The sequence below is a fragment of the Nitrosomonas sp. genome (genome assembly GCF_040256045.1).
GTDB lineage: Bacteria > Pseudomonadota > Gammaproteobacteria > Burkholderiales > Nitrosomonadaceae > Nitrosomonas.
This window is the reverse complement of the sequence record NZ_JBDZWD010000014.1, coordinates 37288-49452: the sequence shown is the minus strand read 5'-3', so window position 1 is coordinate 49452 and position 12165 is coordinate 37288. Positions and strand designations below refer to the sequence as shown.

At 46.9% G+C, this 12165-nt stretch carries 11 protein-coding genes and 1 pseudogene; 6 read left to right on the top strand and 6 right to left on the bottom strand.

What is annotated here, in order from left to right; all coding sequences use genetic code 11:
* A partial coding sequence (locus ABUL11_RS04415; RefSeq protein WP_350282653.1) for a KGG domain-containing protein occupies positions 1-394 on the bottom strand: 394 nt, incomplete at its 3' end.
* A gap of 433 nt (positions 395-827) precedes the next feature.
* On the opposite strand from ABUL11_RS04415, the gene ABUL11_RS04410 reads away from it, so the two are divergent.
* Both ABUL11_RS04410 and ABUL11_RS04405 read left to right on the top strand, forming a co-directional pair.
* The gene (locus tag ABUL11_RS04410; protein ID WP_350282649.1) at positions 828-1349 is read left to right on the top strand and encodes a hemerythrin domain-containing protein; all 522 of its coding nucleotides are present in this window, start codon (positions 828-830) and stop codon (positions 1347-1349) included.
* A 154-nt stretch (positions 1350-1503) separates the two neighbouring features.
* Positions 1504-1656, top strand: a pseudogene (locus tag ABUL11_RS04405) (helix-turn-helix domain-containing protein); the annotation flags it as partial.
* Positions 1657-2100: 444 nt separating this feature from the next.
* Here the strand turns inward: ABUL11_RS04405 and efp are convergent.
* The 3 genes from efp to ABUL11_RS04390 all read right to left on the bottom strand — a co-directional run bounded on the left by efp (position 2101) and on the right by ABUL11_RS04390 (position 4044).
* Positions 2101-2658, bottom strand: coding sequence for an elongation factor P (gene efp, locus ABUL11_RS04400; protein WP_350282648.1), 558 nt, complete (start codon positions 2656-2658; stop codon positions 2101-2103).
* 73 nt (positions 2659-2731) lie between these two features.
* The gene (gene earP / locus ABUL11_RS04395; protein WP_350282647.1) at positions 2732-3919 is read right to left on the bottom strand and encodes an elongation factor P maturation arginine rhamnosyltransferase EarP; all 1188 of its coding nucleotides are present in this window, start codon (positions 3917-3919) and stop codon (positions 2732-2734) included.
* Complete coding sequence (locus ABUL11_RS04390) at positions 3892-4044, bottom strand: hypothetical protein (protein ID WP_350282646.1); 153 nt, start codon at positions 4042-4044, stop codon at positions 3892-3894. Before ABUL11_RS04390 ends, earP begins: the two co-directional genes overlap by 28 nt.
* On the opposite strand from ABUL11_RS04390, the gene ABUL11_RS04385 reads away from it, so the two are divergent.
* Positions 4044-5036, top strand: a complete 993-nt coding sequence (locus ABUL11_RS04385; protein ID WP_350282645.1) for a 2-hydroxyacid dehydrogenase — start codon at positions 4044-4046, stop codon at positions 5034-5036. The two genes, ABUL11_RS04390 and ABUL11_RS04385, sit on opposite strands and share 1 nt — an antisense overlap.
* Positions 5037-5038: 2 nt before the next feature.
* Here the strand turns inward: ABUL11_RS04385 and ABUL11_RS04380 are convergent, their stop codons facing one another.
* Positions 5039-5476, bottom strand: coding sequence for a glycine zipper family protein (locus tag ABUL11_RS04380; RefSeq protein ID WP_350282644.1), 438 nt, complete (start codon positions 5474-5476; stop codon positions 5039-5041).
* Between the two features lie 31 nt (positions 5477-5507).
* On the bottom strand, positions 5508-8822 hold the full coding sequence (locus ABUL11_RS04375; protein WP_350282652.1) for a M20/M25/M40 family metallo-hydrolase: 3315 nt from the start codon (positions 8820-8822) through the stop codon (positions 5508-5510).
* Between the two features lie 274 nt (positions 8823-9096).
* On the opposite strand from ABUL11_RS04375, the gene ABUL11_RS04370 reads away from it, so the two are divergent.
* From ABUL11_RS04370 to ABUL11_RS04360, 3 genes are read left to right on the top strand one after another with little or no spacing between them, the layout of a single operon-like run.
* Positions 9097-10206: a TolB-like translocation protein gene (locus tag ABUL11_RS04370; protein ID WP_350282643.1), complete on the top strand. Its 1110-nt coding sequence runs from the start codon at positions 9097-9099 to the stop codon at positions 10204-10206.
* Between the two features lie 40 nt (positions 10207-10246).
* The gene (locus ABUL11_RS04365) at positions 10247-11218 is read left to right on the top strand and encodes a polysaccharide deacetylase family protein (protein WP_350282642.1); all 972 of its coding nucleotides are present in this window, start codon (positions 10247-10249) and stop codon (positions 11216-11218) included.
* A complete protein-coding gene (locus ABUL11_RS04360; protein WP_350282641.1) occupies positions 11215-12150 on the top strand; it encodes a GNAT family N-acetyltransferase in 936 nt (311 codons plus the stop codon). Before ABUL11_RS04365 ends, ABUL11_RS04360 begins: the two co-directional genes overlap by 4 nt.
* Positions 12151-12165 lie beyond the last annotated feature (15 nt).

The following is a 12165-nucleotide window of genomic DNA, read 5'->3' as shown; positions in this document are numbered from 1 at the left end:
CGTCATCATCTCTGCTGCTGCGACTACGACTGGTTCGACGGTTGTCATCATCGTCATCATCTCTGCTGCTGCGACTACGACTGGTTCGACGGTTGTCATCGTCGTCATCATCTCTGCTGCTGCGACTACGACTGGTTCGACGGTTGTCATCGTCGTCATCATCTCTGCTGCTGCGACTACGACTGGTTCGACGGTTGTCATCGTCGTCATTCTTATGGCTTTGCCGCCCAGCTTCTCGTGCTTCTTGGGAATCAAATTCATGTGCATTGCCACTCTGATGAGCCGCTATCCCAGCCTCTCGTGCTTCTTGGGAATTAAACTCATGTGCATTGCCACTCTGGTGAGCCGCTTTTCCGCCTTTGCTAGCGATTTCTCTTTGCTTTTCGGGATCCATACCCGCAAAACCTCGTCCTTCATTCTCATCTGAATCCTGCTTTTGCTTAGTGGTAACCATTATTCATCTCCTTAATGTTTACTTAATTTTTAAATTGAATAAAAAATGAATTTAATTTCAAACAAATAAAATATTTAATATTGCATCAAAATGATATTCCTATTTATCAATAATGTATATAAATTCATTTGCGCTAAAAAATAATAATTCAACATTAATTAAAGAGTATCCTAATTACAATACATAAAATAAACAATCATTTTATAAATTCATATAACCGCTTTTATGATCACTTATATCTTTCATTCTTTAAATCATAAGCATGCTATATGATTACTTAATCTCAGTTAATGCTAGTTATATAGCACATATAATTCTAGGAAATAGAGAGTAAAGAAATATTACGTAACCAAATTATTTATTAGGAGAAAACATGAAGCAAAATAAGGAAAGTAGTGCCCCCAAAGCAGTAACAGGCGATATTGTGAAACTGCTTAAGGCGGATCATGAGAAAGTCAAAAAATTATTTGAAGAATTCAAGGACTTAATTGAGAAAGGTAACAGCAAGAGCAAAAAAGAAAAAATTGTTAAAGAAATATGTGAAGAATTAACACTACATGCCTTAGTAGAGGAATCAATTGTTTACCCTGCAGCACGTGATGTAATTGAGGATCAGATTTTAATGGATGAGGCTGATGTAGAACATGCAGGCGTAAAAGAATTAATTTCCCAGCTCCAATCAATGACGCCCGAAGATAGTCATTATGATGCAAAGGTGATTGTATTAAGTGAATATGTTGAGCATCATGTAAAAGAAGAAGAGAAGACAATACTCCCGAAACTTGCCAAGTCAGAAATTGATGAAAAAGAATTGGCAGAGGAAGTAATACATTTCAAAGAAGATTATCAAGATGATGGGTCTACAAAGTCTACCCAACACAAGAAGAAAGAGTAATTTAGTTATGGTAGCTCAGATTTGATCTGTCATTATCCTTGTCAAAAGGTGAGATTACCCGGTTTGATAGAGGTGAGAATCTTTATCAACCAAGCGCGCAAGCGCAAAGGAGTAATCCCATGAGTAGCGTTAACCAGAAAATCTCAAATACAAGATTGGCTTGCTTAATCTGGCAGCCGAGCTTGGCAATGTATCCCGTGCCTGTAAAGTGATGGGTTTTTCTCGCGATACTTTCTATCGCTATCAGGCAGCTGTGGAAACAGGAGGTGTTGAAGCTCTGATAGATGCAAACCGACGTAAGCCCAATTAGGGGTAAAACCAACAAATGTTAAGGATAGTTCAACGAAATGGCGGCTGGTAACATAACTGTTGGTTTTACCCCTAATACTTCAATGCTTATCCCGTATATCAGATCATCCATTCTTATTTTTCTCCGGACAAAAAAATACCCGCGCGTGGCGGGTATAGAAAAGTGCTGGTTCTGTCAGCACGCGAGCCTCAATGATCCGAAAGGAAAGAGGAATCTATAGAGAAGATCAGTAATGTAATCTGCCTTCCTTCTAAAACGATTCCTACGTTCAATTTTACATAATATACATTATACGAAATTTAATGCTCGTGCCGCCGGTACGGAAACAAAGGAGGAAATGCGTTATGTCAGATCGAAAAACAGGATTAGAATCTGCTCCGAACGAGATAAAAACATCCATTCGGAGCAAAGACTGGAAAAATGGGGAGAATTATTTGAAGCTTATTTGACGCGGCTGCGGTATTCGCGCGTCCGAGTATCGATTTCGATTTTGTCGCCGATTTCACAAAACAACGGCACCGCTAGTTCAAAGCCGGTCGGTATTTTTGCAGGTTTCAGTACTTTACCCGTAGTATCTCCTTTGACTGCAGGCTCGGTGTAGATGATCTCGCGCACAACTGTATTAGGCAGTTCAACTGAAATAGGTTTGTCGTTGTAGAACACGACTTCGCAGGGCATGCCATCTTCCAGAAAGCTGAGTGCATCACTCATGGTTTCCTCTTCAACCTCATACTGATTGAATTCAGCATCCATGAATACATACATTGGGCTGGCAAAGTAGGAATAGTTCACCTCTTTCTTATCCAGCATTACTATGTCGAATTTATCATCCGCTTTGTATACGGCTTCACCAGGGGATTCAGTCAATAAATTCTTGTACTTCATTTTTACTACCGAGGAATTGCGTCCTGATTTGGTAAATTCGGTTTTCAGCACGACCATGGGATCTTTGCCGAGCATGAACACATTGCCTACACGAAGTTCTTGAGCAGTTTTCATCTAATTACTTACTATAAGTCAAGGAAAAAAAAGAACATTATACTTTGACTTCACCGGCAGAACGAGCAAATAATCACCGGTTCCTGCAAAAATTTACCAGACTGGAGGCCAGATCTGGGATTTGTGCAAGCCGTTCAGCCCAGGCCATGGCATGCTGTTGCAGCACATCGCGATATTTCCAGAAACAGTTCCAATCCAGTTGTTCGTTATTATTCCAACTTCGATGAAAAGCCCGCACTGCATCAGCTGCCGGTTCGGCCAATCCCTGGCAGTAAAGAGCCAGGAAAGCTTCCAGTTTGATTAGATGCACGTTTTCCTGTTGCGGATAGATCTGCCAGATGATCGGCCGTGCTGCCCACTGCGCACGCACGAAGGAATCCTCGCCACGTACAAAATTACAATCACACGCCCACAATAAACGGTCATAGTTTTCCTGCGACATAAAAGGAATGATATGCAAAGTCAGATTACCGCGTTGGATGCTATCTCCTGCGGCAAGGTGTGATTTCCCTGTCCAGTCGGCTGCTGATGCCAAAGCTGTGCCTTCCGGTAACAGGCATCGAACAGGTGAAATCGAGCCAGCCCACGCTTCCAGCAAATCACTGATCGGAGCACTGTCGTAGCAAAACAGTGAAACGGTGGCCTCCTCATCCGCAGCAGGATTGGTGATACCCAATTCGCGCCACAACCCTCCCGGGTCAGCGCGTGATGCATCGCGCAGCGCAAACAATCCCGCCTCTCGCAGCAGCCCCCCGGTTGCTGCAGTAAATCCCGGGAAAAAGAAGTAATTGGTCAACGGTAAACCGGGATGTGGCGAAGCCAGCCCATGGTAGCCTTCCACCCACTGTTCGGCTGACAAATATTCCAGATTGATCCATATTCGGTCTGTTTTTCCTTCAATCTCCGAAAGCCGGGGTGAAGCAGCAGCCATCGCTGCTACATAACGTGGCGGTAATTCACACCCGAATGCCTCGATCACCACATCCGCCGGCATAAGATCAGCAAACGGTTCAACCCAGTGGAGAATCTCCACTCCCCGGATGTTCTGAATTGCCAGACGAGGGTTGATTACCGGGCAAATGCGTTGCATTGTCCCCAAATCGTCCACCAGCATGCGCACAGAAATATCAAATTCCGTAACCAGTTGACGCGCCAGGCGCCAGCAAACACCAATGTCGCCATAGTTATCGATAACATGGCAGAAAATATCCCAGCGTATGGTTTCTTTTATCTTCAATCCGGCAACTTCTCTGGAATCCACATCTGCTTTCTTGTTTGACTTTCCGGATATTTCCCGATACTTTCGTTTTCATTGAGCACTTCTATTACTGCTTCACCTTCCATGCGCGTTGCAAGTTGTATTGTCTCTGTCGGAAAAATATTCAATGAAAATCACTTTCTTCAGCACTCAGCCGTATGACCGTGAATCCTTCCTCAAACATCATACCGACACGCAATTTGAACTCGTTTTCCTGGAAGAAAAACTAAGCGAACACACTGTATCACTGGCCAGCGGGAGCCAGGCAATTTGTGTTTTCGTCAATGACAGCCTCAATGAAGCCGTTATTCATCAGCTTGCTCAACTGAATGTGCAACTCATTGCGCTGCGCTGTGCTGGTTTCAACAATGTGGATATCAAAGCAGCTCATGCCTGTAATATCAGGGTGGTGCGCGTTCCGGCCTACTCTCCTCATGCCGTGGCAGAACACACGCTGGCAATGATCATGACGCTGAACCGCAAAACACACAAGGCTTATAACCGTGTTCGTGAACAGAATTTTTCGCTGAACGGATTGCTCGGCTTCGATCTCCATGAAAAAACGGTCGGTGTGATCGGTATCGGTCATATCGGTGAAGTTTTCTGTCGGATCATGCATGGTCTGGGTTGCAACATTCTCGCCTGTGACCCGGTAAAAAAGCCGGAAATCGAGAAAATGGGTATTTCGTATGTTTCCATGAACGAGCTTTTTTCCCGGTGCGACATCCTTTCCCTGCATTGCCCACTCAATGAAGAGACGCGCTATCTCATCGACAGCAGTGTCATTGCACAAATGAAAACAGGCGTCATGCTGATCAATACCGGCCGGGGTGGACTGATCGATACCAAAGCCGTGATCGCCGGGCTGAAATCAGGCAAGATCGGCTATCTCGGTATCGATGTTTATGAGCAGGAAGCAGATCTGTTTTTTCAGAATCTTTCCGAGCAGATCATTCTTGATGACACCATCGCACGCCTCATGACTTTTCCGAATGTGTTGATTACTGCACACCAGGGATTTTTCACGCAAGAAGCACTTGATCAGATTGCACTGACGACATTCGCTAATATAAAACGATTCATGGCTGGAGAAATGCTGGCAAATGAAGTGAAAATTTGATTTTATTGCCAGCCGGTTACTTCATAGCCTTTCTCACGCAAACAACGGTTTACAAAATTCGTATAAGCTGGCGCAGGTCGCGAAGTACTTCCTGAACCAAGTACGCCGGATAATAACCCCCAGGTAGCGCCGCTGGCAGCGCCAACCATGGCGCCCCGTCCAGCTGCACCGGCAATGGCCCCGCCAACGGCACCACTGGCCGCACCGGCACCTGCTCCAATTGCTGTTCTCCGCGCTGTATTTCCGGTGCTCCCGCTCCCTTCCCTGGCGCCGGCTGATTCAGCCAGCTGTCTGCATTCTCTGATATCTCGTTCTGCAGTAGTTTTTCCAACAGACTGATAATAGGAATTGGGGTACAGAACAGGCTGATAGGTTGCACAGGCAGATAATCCCGATAGTATTATTCCGAGCCCCACTATTCTTCCGCGCTTGCTGATCATGTCATTGCTCCCTAATATCCTAAATAAGGTATTAACGCTCAACCGGTACGATTTCAATTGTCTTGATATCTTTTCCCCGTCGGAGTTGCAGTTCGATTTTCTCTCCTGCTTTCAATACTCGCAGAATATCGGCGTATGACTTCAAATCAGTAATGGGTTGCTCTGCCAGCCGAATCAGGATGTCACCTTGCTGTAATTGCGCCTGCTGCGCTGGAGAATCGGGCAGCACATCATCCACGCGCACACCCTCCCCCTGCCAGGAAAAATCCGGTACTGTACCGATGATGATTTTGCGTTTACCCTCTATCTGAGTAGTTGTTTGAGCTGTGTCAGATGACTGATTACCGGCATCCAGCGTAACCGTCAATGGTTCAGAGCGATTAGCCAGATATTCAGCTCCTTCCTTGAGAATGGCAGCTACCTTGATCAGCCCGGCAGCATCGATTTTATCGACGGTATCGCCGGGGGCATGATAATCCTTATGCACGCTGCCAAAAAACTGGACTGCCGGTACACCCGCCCTGATAAAAGCGGCCTGATCACTGGAACCGAAGTCATTCGGCACCGCGTTGACGGGAATGCCGGTGACAAAACCGGCGCCACGGAATACATGTACCAGCTCGCTTGCCGTACCTGTACCAAATATAGTGACCGGATTGTTACCCAGCCGGCCGACAGTATCCAGATTCAGCATGGCGATGATTTTTTCAGTGGGATAACCGGATGAATTGCCCAGATAATGGGTTGACCCCAGCAACCCGGATTCTTCACCGGTAAAAGCAATAAAAATGATGGTGCGCTGCGGTTGCCACCAGGTTGCGATCTGGCGTGCCAGCTCCAGCATGACAGCTACCCCGCTGGCATTATCATCCGCACCATAATGAATCTTGCCACGGTTGGCTGCACGCACATCCGGCCAGCCCAGTCCGAGATGATCGTAATGCGCCCCGATCACCAGGCTTTGCCCGGCCAGTTGTGGATTGGTGCCAGGCAGGATTCCAATGACGTTGCGCAGGGTGATTTTCCCTTTTGGCGTTCCTACATCCTGCTGCCAGATCTGAAAATAGCTTCCACTCTCTCCCCCCGGCTGCAATCCCGCCTGTTGAAACTGCTGTGCGATATATTCTGCTGCCTTGTCCAGCTCCGGACTGCCCAGCTCGCGCCCCTTGAATGCCTCACTAGCTAGCAAGGTAATATCTTCCAGCATGCGGCTCTCCGAAAACAAGGGTGGCAGTTCTGCCAGTGCATGACGGGGTGCCAGGGTGCCGGTGTGACTGGAGGTAAACGAAGCATCATCCTTCTGTTTGACCAGTTGTGTCAGAGGAGAGCGGGTCACCGGCCATTGACCTTTGTTGATGTTGTTCAGTTCTTCGCTTTTACCGCTACCTTCAAATACCAGATAACTGTATTTGCGGTAATGCGGCAGTTTTCTGGCCAGCTCTGTAATTGCTGCAGGTTGATCCGATGCTACCCACAGCAGTGTTGAAGCGGGATTGGATGGCTGACGAGCCGTCAGCACGATAGCATGTTTGTCCTGCTGATAGATTTGCCCCCCCAGCTGCAATTCACCCTCTTTTCTGGCGACACCGTGCTCTGACAGCGTATTGATCACCTGATTGCTGAATTTGTTCTGCCAGCCCAGAATCCAGACTGTACGATCTGCGGGCAGCGTTTCCAGTTGATCATCACGGATGATTTCCAGCGAACCGGATTGGGTTTTCTGCCAGGTGGAAGCAAGCAGTTGATATGCCTGCGACAATTGCGTGCTGCCTATATTGGCCGGCAGGATCAGTAACGGTTTTTCCGCACCGAAGCCTTGTGACAAGGCAGCAGGAATTTCACGGCTGTCCAAGCGCCGGAATACATCGAACTGCGGGTCGATATCGATACGTACCGGGCGTGCCGGTAAATCCAGTTCAATGGCATTGTCTGGCTGATCGATTTTAACCTGTGTCTGCCAGGCAGCTGCTTTTCCTTCCAAATGAACCGCAATCGGTACAGTCAATTGATAAGGTGCACCTGGTTGGGTTTGTTTGATGATCGCTTTGAGCCGGTAACCCCGGTTCCAAGGCTCAGCCTGTGCACTTTCCAGTGAGATATCAGGAGCACCGCTCTGATACACCCATTGTTGAAAGAATGGGGAAAAATCTTTCCCGATCAGGGTATTGAGAGTCGTTTGTAAATCTTCAAAAGTTGCCTGTTTGAACTGGTATTGCTTATAGAAGCTGCGTAATACGTTGATGAAATTTTTATCTCCCAGTTCCTGCCGCAGCATGTGGAACATCATCATGGTTTTGCCATAGCCGACCGCTTCTGAACTGGGGCTGTGACGTGAAGTGAACCGGGCGATCGGAAAATCCTTTCCCTCATTCACGAAATCAGTATATTTCTGCAGCACATCACGGCGGTATTCTTCACCCTTGCCTCCTTGTTCACTGACGAGATGGTCGGCCAGGTAGGCTGTTAATCCTTCCGACCAGTTTCCTTTGCTGTAATCGACAAATACACCATTTCCCCAATAATTGTGCAAGATCTCATGCGGATAAGAGGTATGGAGAATAAATGGGAAACGCACGACTTTTGGTCCCAGCAGCGTAAACGATGGCATGCCGTAGCCGGTTTCCCAGAAGTTCTCCACCAATGCAAATTTCGGGTAGGGATAAGGTCCGATCAACTTACTGTACATAGTGATGTATTGTCCGGTTGCATCCAGATATTTCTGCGCCAGCGCTTTATCCGGACTGCGCAGATAAACGTAAGCTGTTACCGGGCCGGTGGATTGCTGATAACGCTGATAACGCCCGGCTACCAGATAAATATCATCCTGAGGTTTTTTCTCTTCCCAGATAACACGTCGAGTGGTTTCGGTAATATGTTCCTGTATCAGACTGCCCTGGCTGACGGCGTCCCAATCGGCGGGCAACTGAACAGCCAGATTGAATGACACCATACCTTCATCAAATTGAGGGTACCAGGCGGTGGAATTGGCAAGAAACACCCCTTCTCCGGAAATCAATCCCGGCGAATAACTGAAACTGCGTGAATATTCCAGACTGGGATCCTGCACGGCATGGTGAATCTGCCCGTCAAAAGAGAGGGTAAAAGTATCTTGCCCTACCGGCAAAGTTATCGCATATCGCTTCAATGGTATGGCGCCGGCATGGATATCGGCCCCGTTTACTGTCAGGGCAACGATATCCCCGCCTTCGGTTGCCGTAACCGATAAACCGGCATGCAAATTGAATTCCAGACGAGTGGGTGCTGTCTGATTAAGGATATTTTGGGGTATCTGAATCCGATCTTTCCCCCGAATCTCCGAACTCTCAGGTGAAAGCACTACTTCCATCCGATGATGAAAAGTCTGATCATCGGCTGATACATTAATGCTGCAAAGCAGATTAACTGCGATGAGGCAGCATAAGGAAAAGAGTCTGGTTGGTCTTGTCATGATGGATTAGATGAATAAGGTTTTTGATCCGATCCCGTTCAGGTTTATGCAATCATGGGTAGCAGTAAGCTTCTGCCAGGCATCAGTCATCTTTCCAGCGGAAGGATCGGCTTACTTTTTCTCGGAAGTATGTTTAAATAATTTTTATTTACCAATAGGAATTATGGACCAAATGAAAAATTTTACACAGTCGATCAATTTCTCCGTCAACTTGCCATTTACCCGCAATTTACTGGCAGTTGCCTGCTTCCTTGCTATGACACAAGCAAGTGCTGCCGATTTCATTACCGATGCCAGACAAATTTCAGATCAGGAAGTCCGATCTGGGGAAGGTTACTATCGTACCGACGGTAAGTGGCTGGTTTATCAGGCCGAAGTTGCTGGTGAAAACCCTTTCTATCAGATTTATCTGAAAGATATCGCAGGCGGAAAGGTACAACAGGTTTCACCTGGTATCGGCAAGACTACCTGCTCATGGGTGCATCCCCTTCAGGAAAAGGTATTGTTTTCCTCGACACACGAGGATCCTGAAGCAAAAGCCAAAATGACTGCTGAAATCGAGCAGAGAAAATCTGGCCAGCGCCGATCTTATGCCTGGGATTATGATGAGTTCTATGATATTTACGAAACAGATTTTGAAGGCGGAAACATCAGAAATCTTACGCATACCAGAGGCTATGATGCAGAAGCCTCATGGTCTCCTGATGGTAAACTGATCGCCTTTGCTTCCAATCGTAGAGCTTATAATGAACCACTATCCGAAGTAGAAACTGCGCTTTTCAACAATGACCCTTCCTCCATGATCGATATTTATATTATGGATGCGGATGGTTCCAATGTAAAAAGGTTGACGCATACCAATAGTTACGATGGCGGCCCATTTTTCAGCCCGGATGGAAAAAGAATCGTCTGGCGCCGTTTCTCGGAAAACGGGCAGGAAGCTGAAATATTCACCATGAACGTCGATGGATCGGATCAGAAACAGATTACCCGACTCAACAAAATGTCCTGGGCGCCTTTCTACCATCCATCAAATCAATACATTATTTTCGCGACCAACGTTCAGGGACATCGTAATTTCGAGCTCTATATCGTCGATGTCGATGGCAAGAAAGAACCGGTGCGGGTAACAGAGGAAGAAGGGTTTGACGGGCTGCCGGTATTCACTCCGGATGGTCAATACATTACCTGGACCAGTGACCGCACACCTAATCATAAAGGCCGTCTATTCCACGGGAAATGGAATCACAAAAAAGCACTGGAGAGCCTGGGTTTGGAATGAAGCAAAACAAGGTCCATGACACTGCTGGTAACTTATCTGTATGAATGTCCTCTTTACCTTCGATGTCGAGATCTGGTGCAATAGCTGGAGTACTCTGGATGAAGATTTTCCAGCCAGTTTTGACCGCTATGTCTTCGGCCGTTCAGCCAAGGGGGAATATGCGCTGCCAAAAATCCTAGATACACTTGGCACACATGGCCTGAAAGGCGTGTTCTTCGTTGAACCGCTGTTCGCTGCCCACTTCGGCGTTGAATATCTCAAAATTATTGTCAGACTGATTCAGGATGCCGGTCAGGAGGTTCAACTGCACCTGCATCCCGAATGGACTGATGAAGCACGTGATGCGCCGCTACTGGAGAACGTAACGGTAAAACGTCAGCACCTTACTCAGTACAGTATTGATGAACAGCAAGTTCTTATTAAGCACGGTCTCCGATTACTCCAGGAAGCAGGTTGCATACCGCCACCTGTTGCTTTCAGATCGGGCAGCTTCTCGTGCAATGAAGATACTTTCTCGGCAGTTACGATGAATGGCCTGAGGTTTGATAGCAGTATCAATCCCCAAATGGAAGAGTCTCAACCTGGTGATATCGCGCCCGTATACGCAAATCCTTATGAAGTTTTTACACGGAATGAATTAACTTTGATACCAATGAGCAGCTTTTGTGATGGGTTTGGTCAAAACCGGCATGCCCAGATCGGTGCCTGCAGTGCACGCGAAATTACTCAAGCACTTGAGGATGCCGTACGTAAACAGTGGCATACCTTTGTACTGCTTTCTCATGGTTTTGAACTCATGGTTCCCGGACGTAATACCTGCGACCCCTTCGTCGAACGACGTTTTACACATGTGTGCCGTTTCCTGGCTGCAAACCGGCTCACTATGCCAACAGTCAATTTTTCCGATTTATCCGTTTTTCCCGACCCCTGCAACGCACCTCTTCCGGCTGTCAGAAAGCTTGCTACTGTAAGACGTTATGCTGAACAGGCACTGCGCCGTCTATACCAATGAACAGTGTATCCTGGCATCCATTCGATTTTGATCTGAAATTTCACTTTGGCGAATTTACTGCCGCATGCGTTCCATTGAGAGTGCAACGCCGAGTTTATACCCTGGAAGAAATTCGCAATTGTACCTGCATACCCGAACTCCCTGCACTGGCAAGTGATCAGGCCGGTTATCTGCTAGCTAACATTCCAACACCGGGAAAAACTCTCGATTTCCCGATCGCCACTTCGTATCTGCGATATTGCCTCAAATCGTATATGCGGTGCTATATCGACATGACGATGAACTTCGATCAGTACAAGGCTAAATTTTCTGGAAAATCACGATCAGGCATCAATCGTAAAATAAAAAGATTTACAGAGGAGGCTGAAGGTTTGGATTTTCGCTGCTATCGCAGCCCGGATGAAATCAAACGATTTTTTGAACTCGCTCGGCCGGTTTCTGCATCAAGTTACCAGGAACGACTGCTGGATTGTGGCCTGCCCAAGTCACCCGACTACCTTGCTGCAGCAGTTGCTGCAGCAGAACATGATGGTATCCGTGCGTTTCTGCTCTTCGCTGATGGCAAACCTGTTTCCTACCTGTATTGCCCAGTTGAGGATCAGGTACTGCATTACGCTTATCTCGGATATCTGCCAGATTACAGCAAACTCTCACCAGGCACCGTGCTGCAATGGCTGGCTATGGAACAACTGTTTGCCGAAGGAAAGTTTACCGCATTTGATTTCACTGAAGGTGATTCGGACCATAAACGCTTTTTCAGTACTCATCAAATACCCTGTGGCCTTTGGCTGTTATTAAAACCAAATATAAAAAACCGTATGCTGCTTACTCTCCATAACGGTGTTGATCGCAGTACTACTTTATTCACCCGGATATTGGATAAACTTCACCTCAAGCAGAAAATTAAACGCTGGATTCGCCGCACCGCCTGATTTCCAGAATTTATA

What these genes read in the sequence shown, in the direction of transcription:
- ABUL11_RS04410 (WP_350282649.1), top strand. Translation starts at nt 828, where the DNA reads ATGAAGCAAAATAAGGAAAGTAGTGCCCCCAAAGCAGTAACAGGCGAT.
- efp (WP_350282648.1), bottom strand. Translation starts at nt 2,658, where the DNA reads ATGAAAACTGCTCAAGAACTTCGTGTAGGCAATGTGTTCATGCTCGGC.
- ABUL11_RS04385 (WP_350282645.1), top strand. Translation starts at nt 4,044, where the DNA reads ATGAAAATCACTTTCTTCAGCACTCAGCCGTATGACCGTGAATCCTTC.
- ABUL11_RS04380 (WP_350282644.1), bottom strand. Translation starts at nt 5,476, where the DNA reads ATGATCAGCAAGCGCGGAAGAATAGTGGGGCTCGGAATAATACTATCG.
- ABUL11_RS04375 (WP_350282652.1), bottom strand. Translation starts at nt 8,822, where the DNA reads ATGGAAGTAGTGCTTTCACCTGAGAGTTCGGAGATTCGGGGGAAAGAT.
- ABUL11_RS04370 (WP_350282643.1), top strand. Translation starts at nt 9,097, where the DNA reads ATGAAAAATTTTACACAGTCGATCAATTTCTCCGTCAACTTGCCATTT.
- ABUL11_RS04365 (WP_350282642.1), top strand. Translation starts at nt 10,247, where the DNA reads ATGAATGTCCTCTTTACCTTCGATGTCGAGATCTGGTGCAATAGCTGG.
- ABUL11_RS04360 (WP_350282641.1), top strand. Translation starts at nt 11,215, where the DNA reads ATGAACAGTGTATCCTGGCATCCATTCGATTTTGATCTGAAATTTCAC.